General features: G+C 71.7%; 20 protein-coding genes and 1 pseudogene. 17 read left to right on the top strand and 4 right to left on the bottom strand.

The genetic code is table 11. From position 1 onward, the window contains the following. Window positions 1–39 precede the first annotated feature (39 nt). Complete coding sequence (locus tag AB0O15_RS15515) at window positions 40–1,515, top strand: AAA family ATPase (protein WP_364318701.1); 1,476 nt, start codon at window positions 40–42, stop codon at window positions 1,513–1,515. 11 nt (window positions 1,516–1,526) lie between these two features. Here the strand turns inward: AB0O15_RS15515 and AB0O15_RS15510 are convergent, their stop codons facing one another. Beyond that, complete coding sequence (locus AB0O15_RS15510) at window positions 1,527–2,804, bottom strand: glycosyl hydrolase (protein ID WP_364318699.1); 1,278 nt, start codon at window positions 2,802–2,804, stop codon at window positions 1,527–1,529. A 144-nt stretch (window positions 2,805–2,948) separates the two neighbouring features. Between AB0O15_RS15510 and cysC the strand changes: the two genes are divergently transcribed. The 8 genes from cysC to AB0O15_RS15470 all read left to right on the top strand — a co-directional run bounded on the left by cysC (window position 2,949) and on the right by AB0O15_RS15470 (window position 13,186). Next, window positions 2,949–4,457 carry an adenylyl-sulfate kinase gene (gene cysC / locus AB0O15_RS15505; RefSeq protein WP_364319046.1) on the top strand — a complete coding sequence of 503 codons (1,509 nt, stop codon included), beginning with the start codon at window positions 2,949–2,951 and terminating at the stop codon, window positions 4,455–4,457. 282 nt (window positions 4,458–4,739) lie between these two features. Beyond that, window positions 4,740–6,458: a Wzz/FepE/Etk N-terminal domain-containing protein gene (locus AB0O15_RS15500; RefSeq protein WP_364318697.1), complete on the top strand. Its 1,719-nt coding sequence runs from the start codon at window positions 4,740–4,742 to the stop codon at window positions 6,456–6,458. Continuing rightward, window positions 6,455–7,804 carry a hypothetical protein gene (locus AB0O15_RS15495; protein ID WP_364318695.1) on the top strand — a complete coding sequence of 450 codons (1,350 nt, stop codon included), beginning with the start codon at window positions 6,455–6,457 and terminating at the stop codon, window positions 7,802–7,804. The genes AB0O15_RS15500 and AB0O15_RS15495 overlap by 4 nt, the downstream gene beginning before the upstream one ends. After that, on the top strand, window positions 7,801–9,009 hold the full coding sequence (locus tag AB0O15_RS15490; protein WP_364318693.1) for a hypothetical protein: 1,209 nt from the start codon (window positions 7,801–7,803) through the stop codon (window positions 9,007–9,009). The genes AB0O15_RS15495 and AB0O15_RS15490 overlap by 4 nt, the downstream gene beginning before the upstream one ends. A gap of 3 nt (window positions 9,010–9,012) precedes the next feature. Continuing rightward, complete coding sequence (locus AB0O15_RS15485) at window positions 9,013–9,891, top strand: sulfotransferase domain-containing protein (RefSeq protein ID WP_364319044.1); 879 nt, start codon at window positions 9,013–9,015, stop codon at window positions 9,889–9,891. Further along, window positions 9,855–11,420, top strand: a complete 1,566-nt coding sequence (locus AB0O15_RS15480) for a polysaccharide biosynthesis C-terminal domain-containing protein (protein ID WP_364318691.1) — start codon at window positions 9,855–9,857, stop codon at window positions 11,418–11,420. Before AB0O15_RS15485 ends, AB0O15_RS15480 begins: the two co-directional genes overlap by 37 nt. Before the next feature lie 9 nt (window positions 11,421–11,429). Continuing rightward, complete coding sequence (locus tag AB0O15_RS15475; RefSeq protein ID WP_364318689.1) at window positions 11,430–12,158, top strand: methyltransferase domain-containing protein; 729 nt, start codon at window positions 11,430–11,432, stop codon at window positions 12,156–12,158. Continuing rightward, complete coding sequence (locus AB0O15_RS15470; protein WP_364318687.1) at window positions 12,155–13,186, top strand: glycosyl hydrolase; 1,032 nt, start codon at window positions 12,155–12,157, stop codon at window positions 13,184–13,186. The genes AB0O15_RS15475 and AB0O15_RS15470 overlap by 4 nt, the downstream gene beginning before the upstream one ends. Here AB0O15_RS15470 and AB0O15_RS15465 read toward each other — a convergent pair. Continuing rightward, the gene (locus tag AB0O15_RS15465; protein ID WP_364318685.1) at window positions 13,157–13,939 is read right to left on the bottom strand and encodes a WecB/TagA/CpsF family glycosyltransferase; all 783 of its coding nucleotides are present in this window, start codon (window positions 13,937–13,939) and stop codon (window positions 13,157–13,159) included. The genes AB0O15_RS15470 and AB0O15_RS15465 overlap by 30 nt on opposite strands. A 62-nt stretch (window positions 13,940–14,001) precedes the next feature. Between AB0O15_RS15465 and AB0O15_RS15460 the strand changes: the two genes are divergently transcribed. The 4 genes from AB0O15_RS15460 to galT all read left to right on the top strand — a co-directional run bounded on the left by AB0O15_RS15460 (window position 14,002) and on the right by galT (window position 17,798). Continuing rightward, a complete protein-coding gene (locus tag AB0O15_RS15460; protein ID WP_364318683.1) occupies window positions 14,002–14,931 on the top strand; it encodes a sulfotransferase in 930 nt (309 codons plus the stop codon). Further along, window positions 14,931–15,845, top strand: coding sequence for a glycosyltransferase family A protein (locus tag AB0O15_RS15455; protein ID WP_364318681.1), 915 nt, complete (start codon window positions 14,931–14,933; stop codon window positions 15,843–15,845). Before AB0O15_RS15460 ends, AB0O15_RS15455 begins: the two co-directional genes overlap by 1 nt. A gap of 91 nt (window positions 15,846–15,936) precedes the next feature. Further along, on the top strand, window positions 15,937–16,713 hold the full coding sequence (locus AB0O15_RS15450; RefSeq protein ID WP_364319042.1) for a DeoR/GlpR family DNA-binding transcription regulator: 777 nt from the start codon (window positions 15,937–15,939) through the stop codon (window positions 16,711–16,713). Beyond that, window positions 16,710–17,798, top strand: a complete 1,089-nt coding sequence (gene galT, locus AB0O15_RS15445; protein WP_364318679.1) for a galactose-1-phosphate uridylyltransferase — start codon at window positions 16,710–16,712, stop codon at window positions 17,796–17,798. Before AB0O15_RS15450 ends, galT begins: the two co-directional genes overlap by 4 nt. Window positions 17,799–17,883: 85 nt before the next feature. Here galT and AB0O15_RS15440 read toward each other — a convergent pair whose 3' ends face one another. Beyond that, a complete protein-coding gene (locus AB0O15_RS15440) occupies window positions 17,884–18,258 on the bottom strand; it encodes a VOC family protein (protein WP_364318677.1) in 375 nt (124 codons plus the stop codon). A gap of 670 nt (window positions 18,259–18,928) precedes the next feature. Continuing rightward, a complete protein-coding gene (locus AB0O15_RS15435) occupies window positions 18,929–19,672 on the bottom strand; it encodes an SDR family oxidoreductase (RefSeq protein WP_364318675.1) in 744 nt (247 codons plus the stop codon). Window positions 19,673–19,753: 81 nt separating this feature from the next. Between AB0O15_RS15435 and AB0O15_RS15430 the strand changes: the two genes are divergently transcribed. The 4 genes and pseudogenes from AB0O15_RS15430 to AB0O15_RS15415 all read left to right on the top strand — a co-directional run bounded on the left by AB0O15_RS15430 (window position 19,754) and on the right by AB0O15_RS15415 (window position 22,183). Next, window positions 19,754–20,353 (top strand): TetR/AcrR family transcriptional regulator, encoded by a 600-nt coding sequence (locus AB0O15_RS15430; RefSeq protein ID WP_364318673.1) that lies wholly within the window; start codon window positions 19,754–19,756, stop codon window positions 20,351–20,353. Window positions 20,354–20,361: 8 nt separating this feature from the next. Next, window positions 20,362–21,075, top strand: a complete 714-nt coding sequence (locus tag AB0O15_RS15425; protein WP_364318671.1) for a carbon-nitrogen hydrolase family protein — start codon at window positions 20,362–20,364, stop codon at window positions 21,073–21,075. Window positions 21,076–21,240: 165 nt separating this feature from the next. Further along, a pseudogene (locus tag AB0O15_RS15420) lies at window positions 21,241–21,561 on the top strand (PhoD-like phosphatase N-terminal domain-containing protein); the annotation flags it as partial. 19 nt (window positions 21,562–21,580) lie between these two features. Beyond that, window positions 21,581–22,183 (top strand): alkaline phosphatase D family protein, encoded by a 603-nt coding sequence (locus AB0O15_RS15415; RefSeq protein ID WP_364318669.1) that lies wholly within the window; start codon window positions 21,581–21,583, stop codon window positions 22,181–22,183. Window positions 22,184–22,282 lie beyond the last annotated feature (99 nt).

Here is a 22,282-nt window from a genome sequence, read left to right as displayed (position 1 = left end):
AGAACCTCAGGACCCGGAGGGTTTTGGTAAGTTCTTCTTATGAGGGACGATGAGATCCGGGGCCGCCTGGGTGAGGTGAATCCCTGGTGGCGCGCCGCCGTGACCCAAGGCGAACCGTGCGCATGGGCTGCGGATGATCGCGTCCTCCACAACCGCGCCCAGTACGACCTCGGCTACCGCGCTGACGTTCTGGCCGATCTGGCCGAAGATCCGCTCGACGACCGCTTGGTCCTGCTCCGGGGGCCACGCCGGGTCGGCAAGTCGGTCGCGCTCAAGGACACCGCTCTGGCGCTGTGCCGGCGGCCGGATGTCGACCCTCGTCAGGTCATCTATCTGCCGGCCGACGCGATGACGGCGCGAGACCTCACCCGCGCCCTGGTGCTCGGGCGCGAGCTGACCAGATCGGTCGACACCGGAGGGTCCGCGGCTCGCCGGATCTGGCTGCTGGACGAGGTGACCGGAATCGACGACTGGACCAGCACCCTCAAGTACCAGCGGGACAACACGGCCTTCGGGGACGACGCGGTGGTGTGCACCGGCTCCTCCTGGAGCGACACCGGCGAGGTCGAGCGCGACCTGCTGGCCGGCCGGTCCGGGTCGGGCGCGTCCCGGCGGCTGCGACTGCTGCACCCGATGCGTTTCCGCGACGTGCTGAGGGCGACCCGGCCCGACGTCCCCCTGCCCGGAACCATCGACGTGTGGCGGCTGCAGAGTGACGAGGCACGCGACGTGGTGACCCAGCTCGAACTCTTCGCCGACGAACTCGACCTGGCCTGGCAGTCCTATCTCACCAGCGGCGGTTTCCCGCGCGCCGTCGCCGAACACACCCGCACCGGCCTGGTCGGGCCGGCGTTCCTGGCCGACCTGGAGGCCTGGCTGCATCGCGACGTCGACCGCGACGGGCCACTCGACTCGATCCCCCGGCTGCTCGCCGAGCTGCAGGCGCGCTGCGCCTCCCCGCTGAACCGCTCCGCCACGGCGGCGGCGCTGAGCTACGCGAGCCGGCAGAACTTCGACCTCCGGCTGAACAAGCTGGTCCGCAACTTCGCCGGGATCTGGTGCCACCAGGTCGACGAGACCGGCGTGCGGGTGAGCGGATCCCAGTCGAAGCTCTACCTGGCCGACCCGCTGCTCTCCTGGCTCGGCCACCACCTGCGGTCGGGCACCCCATCACCCGACATGACGGCGCTGAGCGAGGCCGCCCTGGCCGTTCATCTGGCCATCGCCGTGGACGCGCGCCAGGCCGGCCGATGGGTCAACGGCGACACCATCGGCTACCTGCGCACCGGCAAGGGCGGCGAGATCGACTTCGCGCCGGTGCCGGTGCCCACCCCCGCGGGAGCCGCGCACACCACCCCCATCGAGGGCAAGTGGGTGACGCGGAAGTGGCGGCCGGAAGCCCTCGCGACCGAGCACAAGTTCGGCGGCGGCGTCCTGGCCACCAAGAACATCACCGACCTCAGCCACCGGGCGTGGGCGGTTCCGGCGCCGGTGGTGGCCTTGATGCTCGCCTGATTCGGCCTCTCTCAGGAAAGGCCGTTGGTGACCTCGACCTGGAAGACCGGGAGGCGGCCCAGGCGGCGGTAGGCGGCGAGGGACTCCCGGGTGGCGTCGACGCGGGAGTCCTGGCCCTTCTGGTTGTGCGGGGTGTCGAAGTGCACCATGGCGCGGATGTTGGTGAAGTGGGGGATCTGGCGGGCCATCTCGCGGTAGAAGTCGGCCTTGTGGCCGGGGTTCTTCGTCGAGCTCCACACCCCCCACTCGGCCACCATCAGCGGCTTGGAGCGGTGCCGGGTGACCGCCCAGTCGTAGAAGCCGGGCCAGGACGGCTTGCTGGTCATTTTGCGGTTCAGCAGCTCGGTCAGGTCGCCGTGGCCGTAGCCGGGGTCGCTGTAGGCGTAGGTGTCGAAGCCGATCCAGTCGACCACGTCGTCGCCGGGGTACATGCGCTCGAACCAGCTCTGCGTGGTGTGCGGGACGTAGGCCATGTGCACCAGCACGGTGACCAGGTTGTCGACGCCGTGCGCGCGCAACCTTTTCACCACGTGGCGGTACATCTTCGAGTAGTCCTCGGCGGTGTAGCCGGAACCGGCCTTCTCGCGGACGTTGTCCTCGGCCTCGTGGTGCACGGTGAAGAAGAACTGCTCGGGGAAGTTCTTCCTGATGTGTACGGCGAGCCGGTCGAGGAACGCGTCGGTCGCCTTGTCTCCCTCGGCGATCTCGGCCCAGGACGCGCCGGCCGGCTTCCAGTTCAGGAACAGCAGGCGCTGCCGGCCCCGCTCGCGGGCGATCCCGATCTCCTCCTTGGTCGGGAAGAGCTGCCGCTCGCCGCGGTGGTAGGCGTGGTAGATGTCCTGGTGGCGCTCGGTCTTGCGCTCGAACGCGGCGAGCGCCACCGCGCCGGGCTGATCGGTGAAGGCGCCGGGCGCCACGCCCCAGAGGATGCCGCAGGTGGGCACCAGTTTCTCGCCGGTGCGGCAGCGGGCCGGCTGGGGGCGGTGCTTCGGCAGCGAACCGGGCCCGGCGGGGGGTGCGGCCGTGACCGGCGGCGACGCCGTCGGCGGGCCCGGAAGACCCTGATCGGGTACGACGGGCACACCGGGCTCGGGCACAGCGGGATCGACCCAGCCGTTGCTCGGGGCCACGTGCACGGTCGGGTTGCCGGCCTGGGAGGAGTTGTCGGCGGGGAACGGCAGGCCGAGCTGATCGACGCCGCCGGTCCACGCCCAGGAGAGGGTGGCGACCACGGAAAGCGTGAACGCGGTGGTCACCGCAGCCAGATGCACAAGCCTGAGACGTCGCACGATCGCCCAGTATTCGACCTATTGTCTGCTTTGTCTAATATGTGACCCGGTAAGGTGACGATCGAGCCCGGCTCGACCCGTTGCGCAGGTGCTGCGAAACTGTCCTCCAGTCGGCTGCAGGGGGATGTCACGGTGAACGGTTCGATGCTGCCCGAGGATGTCGTGCGCGACGCTCCGGCGTACACGCCACGGCCTCACGAGCTGGCGGATCTCGAGCTGTTGCTCTCCGGCGCGTATGCGCCGCTCACCGGCTTTCTGGGCCGGTCCGATCTGACCGCGCTGCGCCGCACCGGCCGGCTCGCCGACGGTACGAAGTGGCCGGTCGCGGTCACCTGCGAGATCCCGGCCGAGATGGCCGCCGGGCTCGACCTGGCCGACCCGCAACGCCGCACGGTGGTGCTCACCGACCCCGAGGGCGCGCCGGTGGCCGCGGTCGAGGTGACCGACGCGTGGCCCACCACCGACGGCCTCTCCGCGATCGGCGGTTCGGTCCGCCGGATGGGTGACGGCGGGCACGGCCCGTTCCAGCGGCTCCGGCGCACCCCCGAGGAGGTCAAGGCGCTGCTGCCACCGGGGCGGGTGCTCGGGGTGATCGCCGACCGGCCGCTGCACCGGCCGCAGCTGGCCCAGATCGCGCACGCCGCGCGTACCCTGGCGGCCCATCTCCTGATCTTCATCCCGGTCACCGGCCCGGGCCCGGACGGGTTGCCGCCCGAGTCACTGGTCCGGGCGATCTTCGCGGCCCGCGACCGGATGCCCCCGGCGACGATCGTCGCGGTGCCGCTGATGCCGCGCGGCGACGAGATGCGCGACGCCCTGCTACGGGCCCGGGTGGCCCAGTCGTACGGCGTGACCCACGTGCTCTCCACCGGCGAGATGCTGTCCGGCGGCGGGCTGCGGGTGCTGGTGCCACGGGAACTGGCCTACGACAACCGCGACGGCCAGTGGCGCTGGCGCGACGACATCCCGCCGCGCAACCGCCGGCTGGCCATGACCATCGCCGAGATCAACGACACCCTCGACCGCGGCTTCCCGCTGCCCGAGTGGCACACCCCGCCCGCGGTGGCCAAGGAGCTGGCCCGGGTCCGCCCGGCCCGGCGCTTCCGCGGCCTGGTGGTGTTCTTCACCGGTTTCTCCGGATCGGGCAAGTCGACGATCGCCCGGGGTCTGGCCGACCGGCTGCGCGAGGACGGTGAGCGGACCATCACGCTGCTTGACGGCGACGTGGTGCGCCGCGAGCTCTCGGCCGGCCTGGGCTTCAGCAAGGCCGACCGAGACCGCAACGTACGCCGGATCGGCTGGGTGGCGGCCGAGGTGGGCCGCCATCACGGGATGGCCATCGCCTGCCCGATCGCGCCGTACGAGTCGGCCCGGGCCGAGTCGCGCCGGCTGGCCCTGGACGCCGGCGCCGGCTTCGTCCTGGTGCACGTCAACACCCCGCTCGAGGTGTGCGAACAACGCGACCGCAAGGGCCTGTACGCCCGCGCCCGGGCCGGCCAGCTCCGCGGCCTGACCGGCGTCGACGACCCGTACGAGGACCCGGCCGACGCCGAGCTGACGATCGACACCACCACGATCACCGTCCCCGAGGCCATCGACACCGTCCTGGCCTACCTCGTCGAGAACGGCTGGGTCGAGCCAAAACTGCCGTAGGCAAAGTGTTGGTTCGTGGCGGCATCCGCAGCGCGGATGCCGCCACGGGCGTTTTGGGCGCGCAGCGCCGAGGGTGACCACTTACGCACGTGGAGCGGAGCGACCCTCGGCGGGAGCGACGGTCGGCACCACCCACCCGGCTACGACATCGATCTGCTTTCGATCTGCTCTTCAAAGACGAGTTCGGCTCAGTGAGTTACGTGAACGCAGGACGGCCGTTTACCCCTCGTGGGCGAAACGCCCGAATGCTCACCCTCACCCCTTGAAAGGGTCGCCGAACAGATGGAAGCTCGCCCGGGATCCGCCGACCTCTCGCACTACGTCGGCATGTTCCGCCGCCACTGGTGGGTCGTGCTCGCCGCGACCGGAGCGGGCCTGGGCCTGGGCGCCGCGCTCACCAGCACGCTCCCCCGGGTGTACGAGTCGAGCACGTCGGTGCTGGTCAGCGCCGTCGAGCAGGACACCAACCAGTCCGGCGGCCGCACCAAGGGCTCGATCAACCTGGACACCGAGGCGCAGCTGGTCGGCTCCGGCGCGGTGGCGGTCAAGGCGGCGGCGCTGCTGCGGAGCACCGGCAACCCGCTCGAGCTGGCCCACGCCGTCTCGGTCGAGGTGCCCGCCAACACCACGGTGCTGGTGATCACCTTCGAGGCGGACACACCACAGAAGGCCCAGGCCGGATCGCACGCGTTCGCCGAGGCGTACCTGCGGAACCGGGAGCAGACCGCCCGCAGCGGCCTGGACTCGCAGATCAAGTCGCTGTCGCTGAAGATCCGGCAGCTCACCACCAACCTGACCTCGATCAACGCGCGGCTGGCCAAGGCCAAGGCGGGCAGTTCCGAGCGCAGCAACCTGGAGAGCCTGCGCAGCAACTCGCAGAACCAGCTCAACTCGATGACCGGGCGGCTGAACGAGCTGACCACCACGACCGTGGCGGCCGGCAGCATCATCAGCGACGCCCGGGTGCCGACCGAGCCGACCAGCCCGAACACGATGCTGAACATCGCCGCCGGCGCGATGCTGGGCCTGCTCGCCGGGCTGATGCTGGCCTTCGCCCGGGAGCGGCTGGACCGTCGCCTGCGGACCGCGGCCGACGTGCGCGACCGGGCCCGGATGCCGGTGCTGGCGGCGCTGGACGAGCGCACCACGCCGCACTTCGACGACGTGCTCCAGCCGTACGGGCCGGGCGGGCGGGTGTTCAACCGGCTGCGCAACGAGGTGCTGGCCAGCCTGGACCCGGACGACAAGATCATCGTGGTCACCGGGGCCAGCCGCGGGTCGGCGAGCACGCTGGTCGCGGCGAACCTGGCCGCGGCCCTGGCCCGGACCGGCAGCGACGTCGTGCTGATCGGCGCGCACCTGCCGGACAGTGTGGTGGACGCGGCTCCGCTGGCCCGGATGCTCGGCGTCAACGCGGTGCCCGGCCTGTCCGACCTGCTGGCCGGCCGGGTGACGTTGAGCCGGGCGATGCAGCGGATGCCGCGCATCCCCTCGCTGCGGGTGATCACCACCGGCGGCGCGGCGACCGCGGCCGGCCTGATGCAGTCGCAGCGGCTACGGGACACCCTGGAGGCGCTGCGCCGGCAGACCGGGTACGTGGTCATCGAGGCGCCGTCCACCAGCAGCAGCGCCGACGCGCAGAGCCTGGCCAGCCTGGCCGACGCGGCGATCCTGGCGGTCGAGCTGCGCAAGTCGCGCCGGCCGATGCTCACCGACGCGGCCGAGCAGCTGCGCCGGGTCGGCACCCCGCTGCTGGGCGCGGTGGTTCTGCCGCGGCTGGTGGGCCTGCGGGCCGATGAGATCCAGCCGCCGGCCGTCGCCCTGACACCGCTGGAGAAGGCCATGGAACGGCAGTCGCCCGAGGTGACCGCGGTCCTCGACGCCGAGCGGACCATGCGCTTCCCGACCACCACGGTGCCCCGGCAGGGCAAGGACGCCCACGAGGACCCGCCGACCGCGGTCATCGAGCTGACGCCGCCGGCCAAGAAAGACGACGAGTGACGGCCCTCGCCGCACCCCCCGCCCATACCGCGCAGAAGAACCTGACCCTCCCGGCCTGGCCGATCACCGCCCTGCTGGCCCTGTATCCACTGTGGTGGGCGCTCGGGCTGGGCGTGCTGATCTTCCCGATCATGGCCGCGCCGATGCTGGTGCTGATGCTCCGGCGGCGCGCGGCCGGGCGACCGCTGGTGCTGCCGCCCGGGTTCGCCTGGTGGGGGCTGTTCCTGGCGGCGGTCGTGGTGAGCTCGGCGGCGCTGGGGGCCGACCCGGCCGGCACGGTCGCCGAGCACGCCTCGGACCGGCTGATCTCGTACGGCTACCGGCTCGGCCTCTACCTGACGATGACCGTGCTGCTGCTCTACGCCGGCAACCTGACCGAGCTGGAACTGCCCCGGCGCCGGCTGGTGAAGCTGCTCGGCTGGCTGTTCGTGGTGACCGTGGCCGGCGGGCTGCTCGGCATGGTGGCGGGGACGTTCGAGTTCACCTCGCCGGTGGAGATGCTGCTGCCGCCCGGCGTACGCGACAAGGGTTTTGTGCAGTCGATGGTCCACCCGTACGCGGCGCAGATCATGGACCTCGTCGGCGGCGAGAAACCCCGCCCGGCCGCGCCGTGGGGCTACACCAACACCTGGGGCAACAACTTCTGCCTGCTGGCCGGCTGGCTGGTGGTGGCCGCATGGGCTTCTCGCCGCCCGCTCAGAAAGACGATCGCCGTCGTTGTGCTCGGCATCTCGATCGCGCCGGCGGTCGTCTCACTGAACCGCGGCCTGTGGATCGGGATCGGCGTGCTCATCCTCTACGTCGCGTTCCGCTATGTGCTGCTGGGCAAGCTGTGGATCATCGGCGCGGTCGTGGTGGCCGGCACCGCGCTGGTGGTGGCCCTGATGGCCAGCCCGCTGGGCGACACCGTGAACGCGCGGATGGACAACGGCAAGTCCAACGGCGTGCGGTCGTTCCTGATGGAACGGGCGATCGACGGCTTCCTCGAGTCGCCGGTGATCGGCTACGGCTCGACCCGCACCACGATCGGCGGCCGCAACTCGATCGCCGTCGGGGAGAGCGCCGGCTGCGAGCGGTGCGGCAACTTCACCGTCGGCGGCACCGGGCAGCTGTGGCAGCTGATGTTCGCGCACGGCGCCGCCGGGACGCTCGGCTACCTGGGTTTCTTCGCGTACGGCCTGTGGCGGTTCCGCCGCGACCGCAGCCCGATCGGCATCGCCGCGAGCGCCGCGATCGTCACCTCGTTCTCCGCCATGCTCTGGTACAACTCGCTGGCCACCCCCCTGGCCTTCATGGTTCTGGCCTTCGCGCTGCTCTGGCGCAACGATCTCGAGGGGGATGCATGAGTCCAGTCAAGACCGCACCGGCCGCGCTGACCGCCGGCGACGCCGCGCTCCGCGCGCAGTACCTGGCCGAGGTCATCGGCCTCCTCTACCCGACCGACGGCCAGGGTGATCAGGTCGCGGAGTACTACGTCGTGCCGGACGCCCGCCGCCCGCGGCTGCTCGTGCCGTCCGGCTCCCGCAAGGTGGCCGCGGCGGCCGTCCGCCGGTACGCCGAACCGCAGTCCCGCGCGGCCAAGCTCAAGCGGGACGCCGTGGTGGCCGCGCTGCGCACCGGCGCCTCCGGGGTGCTGCTCCGCGACCGCATCAAGGTGACCGGCCCGGAGAGCATCGACCGGCACCTGAGTGAGGCGCTCGGCCGCGAGCTGGCGGTGAGCATCCACATCGGACCGGCCCGGGCCAACCGCAAGCCGGTGCTCCAGCTGATCAGCCCGGAGGGCGAGACGTTCGGCTTCGGCAAGCTGGGCACCGGGCCGCTCACCCAGCGCCTGGTCCGGGCCGAGACCAACGCGCTGATCGCGTTGCAGCGCTCCGGCCTGACCAAGCTGACCGTGCCGACCGTGCTGCACGCCGGGCAGTGGCGCGGCCTGCAGGTGCTGGTGCAGTCGGCGCTGCCGGTGTGGCTGCCGCGCAGCCCGCTGACCCCGCGCCGGCTGGCCGCGGCCATGGTCGACATCGCCGGCTGCTGCGGCTACACGGCCGGGCAGCTGGTCGGCAGCCCGTACTGGACCGAACTGCGGGCCCGGCTGGGCTCGGTGCAGGACCGGCCCGAGGGGGTCGCGCTGAGCGCGGCGGCCGAGCTGCTGGTGCGGCAAGCCGGGGCGACGACCTTCCGGTACGGGGCGTGGCACGGCGACTGGGCCCCGTGGAACATGGCCAACCTGACCGACGCGCTGCTGGTCTGGGACTGGGAACGGTTCGCCCAGGGCGTGCCGGTCGGCTTCGACGCGGTGCACCACGAGCTGCAGCGGCGCATCCAGTCCACCGGCGACGCCAAGGGCGCGGTGGAGGCGACCGTACGCCAGGCCGCCGAGCTGCTCGCCCCGTTCAACGTGGCGCCGGAGGCCCGCGAGCTGACCGCGCTGCTCTACCTCGTCGACCTGGCCGCCCGTTATCTGACCGATCGCCAGGCCGAGGCGGGCGCCCGCCTGGGCGTGCTCGGCACCTGGCTGCTTCCGGTGCTGATCCGCCGGGTGGAGGAACTGTAGATGATCGACGTCCGCAAGATGCCCATGCCGGTCAAGCGCGTGGTCCACCTGGGTTCCCGGTCGTACGGCCGGCTCACCTCGCCGAGCCGGATGACCCCGGCCTTCCTGATCTGCGGCGGCCAGCGCTGCGGCACCACGTCGTTGTACCGGGCCCTCGCCGCGCACCCCGCGATCCTCAAAGCGGTGCTGCACAAGGGCGTGCACTACTTCGACACCTCGTACCACCGGGGCATGGCCTGGTACCGCGGGCACTTCCCGATGCAGCGCAGCGCCGAGAAGATCCTTCAGCGGTACGGGGTGCCGGCGCAGACCTTCGAGTCCAGCCCGTACTACATGTACCACCCGCAGGCGGCCGCCCGGATCGCCCACGACCTGCCCGGGACCAAGCTGGTGGTGCTGGTCCGGGACCCGGTGGAGCGTGCGTACTCGCAGCACCATCACGAGGTGGCGCGCGGGTTCGAGCGGGAACGCGACTTCGGCAACGCGCTGGCCCTGGAACCGGCCCGGCTGCACCGCCAGGAGGAGCGGCTGGCCCAGGACCCGGGGTACTACAGCTTCGCCCACCAGCACCACGCCTACCGCGCCCGCGGCGAGTACGCGCGCTACCTCGGCGGGATGGCCCAGCACGTCGGCCGCGACCGCATCCACGTGGTCGAGAGCGAGCGGTTCTTCACCCACCCCGACGAGGTGTACGACGAGGTGCTGACCTTCCTCGGCCTGCCCACCCACCTCGACCGGCCGGAGTTCGAACGGCACAACGCCCGCCCGCGGCAGTCCGACATGGAGCCGGGCATCCGCGCCGAGCTGACCGCCCACTACGCGCCGCAGGACGAGGCCCTGTCGAGGTGGCTGGGCCGGATGCCGGTCTGGCGCGACTCGTGACCAGCCTGCTCGACGGGACCCGGGCCGCGGCCCGCGGCGGGCTGGCCAACATGGCCGGCATGGCGCTGGCCGGCGGCACCGGCGTGGTGGTCACCTGGATCGTCGCCCGGTCGCTCGGGGCCGAGCAGGCCGGCGCGTTCTTCGCCGCCACGGCCGCCTTCGCGCTGGTCGGCGGCCTGGCCAAGCTGGGTACGCAGACCGGCCTGGTGTTCTGGCTCAGCCGGCTGCGGGCCACCGACCGGACGCATCTGCTCGGCTCCTGCCTGCGTACCGGCCTGACCCCGGTGATCCTGCTGGCCGGCCTGCTCGCCGCCGGGCTGTGGCTGGGCGCGCCGGCGGTGGCCCGGCTGACCGCGGACGAGTCGCCGCACGTCTTCGCCGAGCACGTCACCGGCCTGCGCGTGCTGGCCCTGCTGCTGCCGCTCGGGGCGCTGTCCGACGTCCTGCTCACCGCCACCCGCGGCTACCGGGCGATGAAGCCGACCGTGATGCTCGACCGGGTCCTCCGCAGCACGCTGCAGTTGCTGCTGGTGGGCGCGGCCGGGATCGCGAGCCTGCGGATGACGGTCGAGCTGCCGGTGTTCGCGTTCGCCTGGGCCGCGCCGTACCTGCCGGTGGTGATCCTGGCCGCGTACGCGCTCCGCAACACCTACCGGGCCGGCAAGCCGGCCGGGCCGTCCAGCCGCCGGGTCGAACGCCGGGCCCTGCGCCGGGACTTCTGGCGGTTCACCGCGCCGCGCGCGTTGGCCAGCGTCGCCCAGCTGGCCGTGCAGCGGGTGGACGTGCTGCTGGTGGCCGCGCTCGGCGGTCTCGCCCCGGCCGCCGTCTACGCGGTGGCCGGCCGCTTCGTGGTGCTGATCCAGTTCGCCAACCAGGGCATCTCCCAGTCGGTGCAGCCGCGGCTGGCCGAGGCGCTGGCCACCGGCGACACCGACACCGCCAACCACCTCTACCGCACCGCCACCGGCTGGCTGGTCCTGGTCACCTGGCCGATCAACCTGCTGGTCATCCTGTTCGCGCCGGTCTACCTGGGCCTGTTCGGCGAGCAGTACCGGGCCGGCGCGCCGGTGGTCGTGGTGCTGGCGTGCGCGATGCTGGTGGCGACCGGGTGCGGCATGGTCGACATGGTGCTCGCGATGGCCGGGCGTACCTCGTGGAACCTCGCCAACGTGCTGGTCGCCCTGGCCCTGACCATCGGGCTCGACCTGCTGCTGATCCCGCGCCTGGGCGCGATGGGCGCGGCGCTCGGCCTGGCCGGCGCGATGCTGGCCAACAACCTGCTGCCGCTGGCGCAGGTGGCCCGGCACGCCCACCTGCACCCGTTCGGCGTCGGCACGCTGGCCGCTGGCGGGCTCTCGGTCGTCTGCTTCGGCGTGCTGCCCCGGCTGGTCACCGCGGTGCTCGGCACCGGGCCGGCCGGCCTCTCCCTGGCGCTGGCGATCGCCGTGCCCACGTTCTGCTTCGGCGCCTGGCTGCTCCGCGAGCGGCTGGCGCTGGACGCCTTCCGATTCCGCCGGAGTAGTCCCTGAGGAGGAGCCGTGACCACCGACTACACCAAGGTGTTCCAGGACACTGAGGCCGTCGAGAAGTACGAGAGCGTGACCTACGCTCCGGACACGTACGCGTCCCGCATCAACGAGCGGCAGCGTGCGTACCTGCGAGGGCTGGTGTCCCGCGAGTTCGACCGCCCCCCGATCCAGCACGATTTCGCCTGCGGGACCGGGCGGGCCATCCGGACGCTGCACGGGCTGGTCCGCGCCGCGCACGGCTACGACACCTCGGCCGAGATGATGGCCAAGGCGGCCGAGGTCGGCTCCCAGGCCGAGTTCCACCGGATCGCCCCGGACGGGCCGGTGCCCGAGCCGGTGCCGGCCGGGCTGCCGTCGATCGTGACCATGTTCCGGCTGCTGCTCAATGTGGACGAGGCGGTCCGGGAGCGGGCGCTCGCCTTCGCGGCCAAGGCGCTGCCCACCCCGCGGGCCGGGATGCTGGTGGTGGAGAACCACGGCAACGCCCGGTCGCTGCGGCACCTGCGGGCGCGGCGGCACAGCGGGCAGCGCTGGTTCGCCGAGCTCTCCCACCAGCAGGTCGGCGAGTTGCTCGGCCGGCACGGCTTCGAGGTGGTCGAGCGGCGCGGCTTCTCGATGCTCACCCCGTCGCTGTACGAGCTCTCGCTGGCCCGGGCGGCGGACGCGGCGGCGCGGCGGTTCCCCGGCTCCGACCGGTACGCGGTGAACGTGCTCTACGTCGCCCGGCGGGTCGGATGAAAAAGCTCCTGCTGGCCGGGGTGCTGCTGCTCGCCGGGTGCACGGCCCCGGATCGCGAGGCGCCCGAACCGACACCCTCCCCCGACCTCACCCGCCCGCCGTCCGGCGTCGCCGTGAACCCCGGCCCGTTCCAGGCCGGGCCGTTCCGGGCGCCGGCCGACGGCGCGTACCTCGGGGCCTGGATCAAACCGGCCGAACTCACCCACTCGGGCCGGGTCGAGGCCGTGGACGGGCTCGAGGGCGACCTCGGCCGGCGGCTGGACATCCTGAACACCTACCGCCGGTTCGAGCAGATGGTCGGCACCGAGAGCGACCAGGATCTCCTGGCCGGCGGGGCCGACCTGATGATCAGCTGGGCCACCGGCGACAACCGGTCCATCGTGGCCGGTGAGCACGACCGGCTGATCCGGCAGCAGGCCCAGGCGATCCGCAAGGTGGACCGGCCGGTGCTGCTGCGGATGCGCTGGGAGATGGACCGCCCCAACCTGCGGGCCACCATGTGGTCCGGCGCCGACTACATCGCGGCCTGGCGGTACGTCCGGAAGATCTTCGCCGAGGAACGCGTGACCAACGTGTCCTGGGTGTGGTGCCCGACCGCCGAGGGGTTCATCCGGGGCAACGCGCCGGAGTACTACCCCGGCGACGACCAGGTGGACTGGACCTGCGTGGACGTCTACGCCGGTTCGGTGTTCCAGCCGATCGGCCGGCTGATGGGCCCGTTCCTCGAGTGGGCCGCGCAACGCCCCAAGCCGATCATCATCGGCGAGTTCGGGGTGGCCAAGGCGTGGGGCTCGTCGGCCCGGGCCGCGTGGCTGGCCGACGCCGCCCGGACGTTCAAGGCGAACCCGCAGATCAAGGGCGTCGCCTACTTCGAGTCCGACCCCGAGGGCAACGGGCCGAAGCAGCAGTTCCAGCTCACCGGCGACAAGGCCGCGTTCCGGGCCTTCAAGCGGATGACCAAGGACAGCTACTTCAACCCGAAGCCGCTGCGGAAGAGGTCAGCGGCGGGCGGCCGCCGCGGTGAGTAGCCGCAGCGCGTAGGGCGCGTCGCGCTTGAGGTAGCGACCGGCCAGGCGGCGGGGCTCGGTGGTGAGCCGATGCGCCCACTCCAGGCCGGTGCGCTGCATCCAGCGCGGCGCGCGGTCGACGTCGCCCGCGACGAAGTTGACCGCCGCGCCGCAGCCGATGAACCAGGCGTCCGGCAGGTCCTCGCGCAGCCGGGTGATCACCTTCTCCTGCTTGGGGAAGCCGAGACCGACGAAGACCAGGTCCGGCTTGGCCTCGGCGACCGCGTTGCGGAACTCGGCGTAGACCGCGCGGTCCCGTTCGAAGCCGAACTCCGGGCACAGCGTCCCGGCGATCTCCAGTCCCGGGCACCGCTCGGCGAGCCGCCGCGCGGCCCGGGTCGCGCCGTCCGCGGCGGCCGGCGTGGCCGGGTTGCCGCCGATCACGAAGACCGACCGGCCGTCCCGGCCCAGCCCTTCGGACAGCGACCAGATCAGGCTGCTGCCGGCCACCCGTTCGGGCAGCGGCATCCCGCTCAGCCGGCTGGCCCAGATCAGCGGCATGCCGTCGGCGACGATCAGGTCGGCGTCGTCCAGGAAGCCACGCACCCGCTTGTTCGCCTGCGCCTGCCGCAGGATGTCGATGTTCGGGGTGATGATTCGTCCACCTCGGCCGGACGCGATCGCCTCGCGCACCACGGCCACCACCTCGGCCTCGGTGATCCGGTCGAACCCGGTTCCGTCGAGGTGCACTCGATCAAAAGCCTCAACGCTCACGCAACGCCTCCTTCAGTGTCCTTCGCTCGTTATATGAGCGAAACGAGCGAAGGACGGACAAAGTGGCACGAGTGCTCTACCTCGGCGGGTTGGGTCGCAGTGGGACCACGCTCGTCGAACGGCTGCTCGGCGAACTTCCGTCGGTCTGCGCGCTCGGCGAGATCGTCCACCTGTGGCAGCGCGACATCCTCGACAACGAGCGCTGCGGATGCGGCGCCCGGTTCGCCGCCTGCACGTTCTGGAAGCGGGTCGGCGAGAAGGCCTTCAACGGCTGGGGCAATGTGGACGTGCCCCGCGTGCACGCCCTGCGCGACCTGGTCGAGCGCACCCGGCACATCCCGCGGCTGGCCGCCGGGCAGATGCCGAAGGCCGAGGTGCGCGAGTACGCCGGGTACTACGCCAAGGTGTACGCCGCCGCGGCCGAGGTGTCCGGCGCCGCCGTGGTGGTGGACTCGTCCAAGCACAGCGCCCTGGCCCACGTGCTGCGGCACGCCGAGGGGCTCGACCTGCGGGTCGTGCACGTGGTGCGGGACGCGCGCGGGGTGGCGTACTCGTGGACGAAGACCGTCGCCCGGCCCGAGACCGACGGCGAGGAGGAGATGACCCGCTACTCGCCCGGCCGCTCGGCGCTGCTCTGGAACGCCCACAACGCCGCGTTCGGCCTGCTGGCCAAGCGCGGGGTGGCCGTTCGCCGGGTCCGCTACGAGGAGTTCCTCACCGACCCGCGGGCGGCCCTGATCCGGCTGGCCGACTTCGCCGGGCTCACGCTCGTGCCCGATGACCTGGAATTTCTTCGTCCCGGCCACGCCGACCTGGGGGTCGGGCACAGCGCGGCCGGCAACCCGATGCGGTTCACCGTGGGCCGGCTGTCGCTGCGCCGGGACGACGCCTGGCAGTCCGCGCTGCCGCCCGCGCAACGCCGGATGGTCAGCGCGGTGTGCGGGCCGATGCTGCGGGCCTACGGCTACCCCGTTTTCGCTGAGGAGGCGTGATGAACTGGCCGTCCGTCGGGGTCGTGATCCCCACCCGGAACCGTCCCGAGCTGGTCCGCAAGGCCATCGCCGGGGTGTGCGAACAGCGCTACCCGGGCGAGATCAAGGTGGTCGTGGTGTACGACCAGACCGAACCCGACTACCTGCTCGCCCGCACCGAGGACACCCAGGTCCTGGTGCTGACCAACTGGCGCACACCCGGCCTGGCCGGCGCCCGCAACACCGGGCTGCTGTCTCTCGACACCGAGCTGGTGGCGTTCTGTGACGACGACGACCGGTGGGCCCCCGACAAGCTGCGCCGGCAGGTCGCCGCGCTGGTGGCCGAGCCGGAGGCCGAGTTCGCCACCTGCGCGATCGAGGTCGAGTACGAGGACCGGGTGACACCCCGCCTGGCCGGCCGCAGCCGGGTCACGGTCGACGAGCTGGCCCGCTCGCGGATGGCCATGCTGCACTCGTCGTCGTTCCTGATGCGCCGCGAGGCCCTGGCCGAGGACGCCATCGGCATGGTCGCCGAGGACGCGCCGGGCAGCCAGAACGAGGACTGGGACCTGCTGCTGCGGGCGGCCCGCCGGCGGCCGATCGTGCACCTGGACGAGCCGCTGGTCCGGGTGCTGTGGGGCCGGACCAGCCACTACGCCTACGAGTACGCCACCAAGATCTCCTCGCTGCGCTGGATGATGCGACGCCACCCGGAGATCAGCGGCTGCCGCCCCGGCGCCGCCCGCGTGTACGGCCAGCTGGCCTGCTGGTCGGCCGCCTCCGGCAACCGCAGCGCGGCCTGGCAGTTCAGCAAGGAGGCGGTCCGCGCCAACTGGAAGGAACCTCGCACCGCGATCGCGCTGGCCGCGATGACCGGCGCGGTCAAGGTGGAGAATGTGCTGTCGGCTCTGCACAAGCGCGGACGAGGTATCTGAGGTCACTCTTTTCCACACAGCCGACAGCCAGGTAGTGTTCAGGTGTGTGCGAAATAGTTCGGTTCCCGTATCGTAACGCGGTGTGTCGCTGATGCTGGCCCAGCAGCGACAGGCTGCCATCCTCGATCGGGTCCGCGCCGCCGGCGGTGTGCGGGTCAGTGAGCTCGCCTCCGAGTACGGCGTCTCCGACATGACCATCCGCCGCGACCTCGAAGCGCTCGCCGACCGCGGGCTGCTGGCGAAAGTGCACGGTGGAGCCACCACGGTCAGTCCCGGTTCGGCGCACGAGCCGGGCTTCGCCGCGAAATCGGTGCGGCAACAGGCCGAGAAGGCCGCGATGGCGCTACGCGCGGCCGCCCTGGTCTCCCCCGGCGACGCGATCGCGCTGTCGGCCGGCACCACCACCGCCGGCCTGGCCCAGCGCCTGGTGGACGTCCCGTCGCTGACCGTGGTGACCAACTCGATCCCGGTCGCCGACGTCTTCTACCGAGCCGGCCGCCCCGACCAGACGGTCGTGCTGACCGGCGGCACCCGCACCCCGTCCGACGCGCTGGTCGGCCCGGTGGCCGTCGCCGCGATCGGCACGCTCCACCTGGACATGCTCTTCCTCGGCGTGCACGGCATGAGCGAGCGCGCCGGCTACACCACTCCCAACCTGATGGAGGCCGACGTCAACAGGGCCCTGGTCGAGGCGGCCGAACGCCTGGTCGTCCTCGCCGATCACACCAAATGGGGCACGGTCGGCATCTCGTCGATCGTCTCCCTCGACCGCGCCGACATCGTCATCACCGACGAGGGCCTGGACGACCAGGCCCGCGCCATCCTGGTCGAGCAGGTCGGCGAACTCGTGGTGGTGGGCGCGCCGTGACCATCGCCCAGCGCACCGCGATCCGGTTGTCCGACGGCCGCGAACTGATCTACTTCGACGAGACCGACGGGCACGACCGCAACGCCTGGCCGGACAAGCGCGACCTGCCCACCCCGCCGGCCGCGTCCCAGCTGCGCCACGACCCGCTGGTCGACGAATGGGTGGCGGTGGCCGCCCACCGGCAGACCCGCACATTCCTGCCGCCCAGCGACAAGTGCCCGCTGTGCCCGTCGACGCCGGAGTTCTCCACCGAGATCCCCGCCCCCGACTACGACGTGGTGACCTTCGAGAACCAGTTCCCGTCGTTCAGCGCCCGGGTCCACCCCGACGAGATCGCGTCGGTGACCGACCTGGTGCCCGTGCGCCCCGGCACCGGCCGCTGCGAGGTGGTCTGCTTCACCAGCGACCACAACAGCAGCTTCGGCGCCCTCACGCCGGCCCGCGTCCGCACCGTGGTCGACGTCCTGGCCGACCGCACCGCATCGTTGTCCGAGCTGCCCGGCGTCGAGCAGGTCTTCCCGTTCGAGAACCGCGGCATCGAGATCGGCGTCACGCTCAGCCACCCGCACGGCCAGATCTACGCGTACCCCATGGTCACCCCCCGCACCCGCCTGATGCTGAACGCGGCGGCCAAGCACCACCGGGCGACCGGCAACTCCCTCTACGCCGACGTCCTGGCCGCGGAGCGCGCGTCCGGCGACCGGGTGATCGCCTCGAACGAGCACTGGACGGCCTACGTCCCCGCCGCGGCCCGCTGGCCCTTCGAGGTCCACGTGGCGCCCCACCGCCGCCGGCCCGACATCCCCGCGTTGTCCGGCCCCGAGCGCGACGCCTTCGCCCCGCTCTACCTCGACGTGCTGCGCCGCTTCGACGCGCTGTTCGACAAGCCCATGCCGTACATCAGCGCCTGGCACCAGGCCGTCACCGGCGAGGGCCGCGACCTCGGCTACCTGCACCTGCAGCTGTTCAGCATCCGCCGGGCCGCCGACAAGCTCAAATACCTGGCCGGCTCGGAGTCGGCGATGGGCGCCTTCATCAACGACATCGTCCCCGAGAAGGCCGCCCAACTGCTCAAAAACCTTTAGCGGTACGGGTTTCCGACAGCACCCACCCCCTCCGCGACCCGGTCACGCGAAAGGCCGTGAACGCGCCTTTCGCGTGACCGGCGCCTCACCCCACTTCCTGCACCGACCGCGACAGCACACAGAACTCGTTGCCTTCCGGGTCAGCGAGCACCACCCACGAGGCGTCCGCCGGCTGACCCACATCAGCCGGCGTCGCACCCAGCGCCACCAGCCGGTCGACCTCTTCCCGCTGCGTGCTGCCGTCCGCCCGAAGATCAAGATGCAGCCGGTTCTTCCCGGCCTTCCGCTCCGGCACCGGACACACATCAATGCTCGGCCCGCCACCCGTACCCGGCCCGATGCTGACCACGCCGTCGTCGTCCTCCTCGACCACCCGCCAGCCCAGCGCGGCCACCCAGAACTCCACCACCCGACCGACATCCACCGCATCAATCGCCACTACCGCGATCCGACTAGTCATGCGCCCCTGCCTACCCACAACCTCCGCCCAGGCAACTCGGTTTGCCGTCGCGGATTCTCACCTGCACGGCGTCGAGGACCGGGCCGGTGACCGTGGAGATGGTCCACCTCGACACAGTTGCGCCATCGGCCTCGGCCAGGCGCAACCCAGATCATGGCCGAGATGGGCGGTAACTTCGCCGTCCCGGTGGCCTCGACGACGCATGGTCTTCTGCCGCGGGATTACCGACCGACTTATCCACACTCCGGCGGCCCTGTGGACGGAACCCGAAAAACGTTGAGCCAACCGGCTACCTTGACGCCCACCCAGTGGCTGGGTGGGGGAGGTGGCGGCGCCCGCGTCGCCCGAAATTTTGCGACCTTTCGGGCGCACGGGTATTGGGTCGGGGTCAACCGCAGGAGCGGCCGGCCCAGGACGAGCCGGCGCAACGGCGGGACGCGACTTTCTGGTGATCGCTGGGTTCCGAGGAAGTCCACGGGGCCGTCGGGGTTGCGACGAAGAACGGAATCTGGGGCTCGACCTGGCCGGGGTAAGGGGCCCCGGAACCGTCCCACCACAGATTCGCGCTGGGCGGTCAGATCACGGGTCCTGCGGTTCGAGGTCGCGGCTCCGTCCGGAGGATGTGGACCCACGGCGGGTGCTGGGGCAGGCCGCCGTGTTCGTGGAGGTCTCAGCCGGGCAGGAGGCTGCGCTCTCCACCGTGGACGGCTACCACGGTGCCGTTGACGTAGCTGCTGCGGTCGCCGACCAGGAACAGGACGACGTCGGCGATCTCGTCGGGGTCGCCGATCCGGCCCCGGGCGGTCACCTGGTCCATGGCGTCGGGGAAGGCGGCCAGCATGGGTGCGGTCCCGGGGGTGCGCACGGGGCCGGAGGCGACGCCGTTGACGCGGACGCCGGCGCCGCCGAACTCGGTGGCCCAGTAGCGGGTCAGGATTTCCAGGGCCGCCTTTGACGCGCCGTAGGCCGCCCCGACCGGTGCGACCGAGGTGGCCGCGGTGGAGCTGACGTTGACGATGGCGCCGTGGCCGCGTTCGGCCATGCCGGGGGCCAGGGCCCCGACCAGCTGGAACGGCGCCCGGGTGTTGATGGCGAGGTGCCGGTCGAAGCTGTCGGCGCTGGTGCCGGGGGTCGCGGTGAACTCGTACACGCCGGCGTTGTTGACCAGGATGTCCACCTCGCCGGCGTCGGCGGCCAGCCGTTCGACGTCCGCGGCGTCGGTGAGGTCGGCGGCGACGAAGCGGGCCCGGCCGCCCCGCTCGGCGATCGCGGACACCAGCTCGGCGCCGCGGCGCTCGTCGCGGCCGTGCACCACAACATCCGCCCCGTTCTCCGCGAGCCGCATCGCCACAGCCCGGCCGATGCCTGCCGTGGCCCCGGTCACCAAGGCGGTCTTTCCTGCTAGATCAGTCACGTCGATCCCTTTCTGGGTTGGTGAACCCAATTTCTACCGGCAATTTTTGGATTGCGCAACCCAGTCCGTTAGGCTGAGGGCGTGACATTGACCCGCAAAGGTCAGGCGACCAGGGAACGCATCCTCGAGGCGGCGACCGACCTGATCGCCCAGCGCGGCGTGACCGGCACCAGCACCGAAGACGTACGCAAGGCGGCCGGCGTCAGCGGGTCGCAGCTCTACCACTACTTCGTCAGCAAGCAGGCCCTGATCAGGGCGGTCATCACCCGCCAGGCCGAGGCGCCGCTGATACCCGGCCGGCCGATCATGGGCGCCCTGGACAGCTTCGACGCGCTCCGCGCCTGGGCCGACGCCGCGGTCGAGAACCAGGAGCACAACAGCGGCCGCGGCGAATGCACGCTGACCTCGCTGGCCGGCGAGCTGAACCCCGCCGACGACCAGACCCGCGAAGACCTGTGCAACGCCTTCCAGCGCTGGCAGTCCCTGCTGCACGACGGCCTGCGGGCGATGCGCGACCGAGGCGAGCTACGACCCGAGGCCAACCTCGACGAACTGGCGATGGCCCTGCTCACGGCGCTTCAGGGCGGCAGCCTGCTGAGCCAGACCCTGCGAAGCGCCGAGCCGATGGGGGCGTCGATGAAGGCCGCTCTGGCCTACGTCCGCTCCTTCACCGCCGAATAGCCGGCTCGATGCGGATCGGTGCGTGTCAGACGCCGGAGATCCTGGGTGACGTGGACGCCGCGCTCCGGGTCGTCCGGGACTTCGCCGGACGGGCCGACGCCGAGGGCGTCGACCTGCTGCTGTTCCCCGAGTGTTTCCTGCCGGGATACCTCGTCACCGACGATCATGTCCGCGGCCACGCCGTGGAGCCGGCGTTCGTCGAGCGGCTGGGCGTGACCGGGCCGACGCTGGTGCTCGGGATGATCGAGCGCGACGGCGACCGCTTCCACAACACCGCGGTGGTCGTGGCCGGTGGGCGCGTGATCGGGCGGTACCGCAAGAACTTCCTGACCGCCGGCGAACAGGTGTTCACGGCCGGCCGCGAGTATCCGGTCTTCGACTGTGCGGGCACCCGCTTCGGGGTCAACATCTGTTACGACACCCAGTTCCCGGAAGCGGCGGCCGCGGTGGCCGGCCAGGGCGCCCAGGTGCTACTCGTGCCGGCGCAGAACATGATGCGCCGCGAGAACGCGTTCCGGTGGCAGCACCGGCACCACGAGATCCGCGCCGAACGGGCCCGCGAGACCGGCATGTGGTTGGTGTCGGCCGACGTCACCGGCGAACGTGGCGACAGCCACATCGGACTCGGCCCCACCTCCGTGATGACCCCCACCGGCAACGTGATCGCCCTGGTCCCCGCGGGAACGATCGGCATGGTGACCGCGGACATTCCCGCGGCGTGAGGTCGGGGCCGCGTCAGCGGCGGGCGGGACCACTCACGCACGTCGCCGGACCGGCCTCGGCGGGAGCAGCGGTCGGCGCCACCCACCCCGCTACGACCGCATGATTTTGACTCTGGTCCGGGCGCCCGTTGAAAGCGCGTAACGATCGGGGCGTCGCATCGAGGCATGTCTCTAGACGTTCCGATCAGCCGACGCACGTTCGTCTCCGGAGCCTCCGCGATCGCGGCCGGGCCGATCCTGATCCGCCAGGAAGGACCGCCGCTGCCGGACGGGCTGTTCCGCCTCGGCGTGGCGTCCGGCGACCCGCTGCCCGACGCGGTGGTCATCTGGACACGCCTCGCCCCGACGTCCGGCCTGCCGGCGAGCGCGGTGCCGGTGCGCTGGGAGGTGGCGACCGACGAACGGTTCCGCCGAGTGGTGGCGTCCGGCGTCAAGCAGGCCACCGCCGACCTCGCGCACTCGGTGCACGTGGACGTGCGCGGGCTACGCGCCATCCATCAACTTGATGTCGGTTCAGGGCGTCGAGATCTCGCCGGTCGGGCGCACCCGCACCGCCCCGGCCGACAACGCCCGCCCCCAGAACCTGCGCTTCGCGTTCGCCTCCTGCCAGGACTACCAGGCGGGCTTCTACACCGCCTACGCCCACCTGGCCGAGGAAGACCTGGGCTTCGTCGCGTTCCTCGGCGACTACATCTACGAGGGCGCGCCCAACCCGAACGCCCGCCGCGTCCACGAGGGCGCCGGCGAGCCGCTCGACCTGGCGCAGTACCGCAACCGCCACGCCCAGTACAAGACCGACCCCCACCTGCAGGCCGCGCATGCCGCGTTCCCGTGGATCGTGACGTTCGACGACCACGAGATCGACAACAACTGGGCCGACGAGATCCCGCAGGATCCTCAGCTCCAGACGCCTTCGCAGTTCCGCGCGCGGCGGATCGCGGCTTTCCAGGCCTACTACGAGCACATGCCGCTCCGGGCCGAGCAGGCACAGATCCGCACGGCCGCCGAGTTCGTCGTCGAGAACGGCCGCCCCGGCATCGCCTCGGTCACCGCGGAACCCGTGCCCCTCGCCCGCACCCGAACCGCAGGCCCGATTCGCGCTTCTTAAGATATTTGTCGCAGCGGGGTGGTGGGTACTGACCGCTGCTCCCGCCGAGGCCGGTCCGGGCGGCCGCACGCTCCGCTTCCGCGGCCGCCCTCCCTGCGA

Origin of the sequence: Actinoplanes sp. NPDC089786, from assembly GCF_040684855.1 — a bacterium.
GTDB lineage: Bacteria > Actinomycetota > Actinomycetes > Mycobacteriales > Micromonosporaceae > Actinoplanes.
Note: the sequence above shows the minus strand (reverse complement) of the source record. Positions and strands in the feature narration are given on the sequence as shown.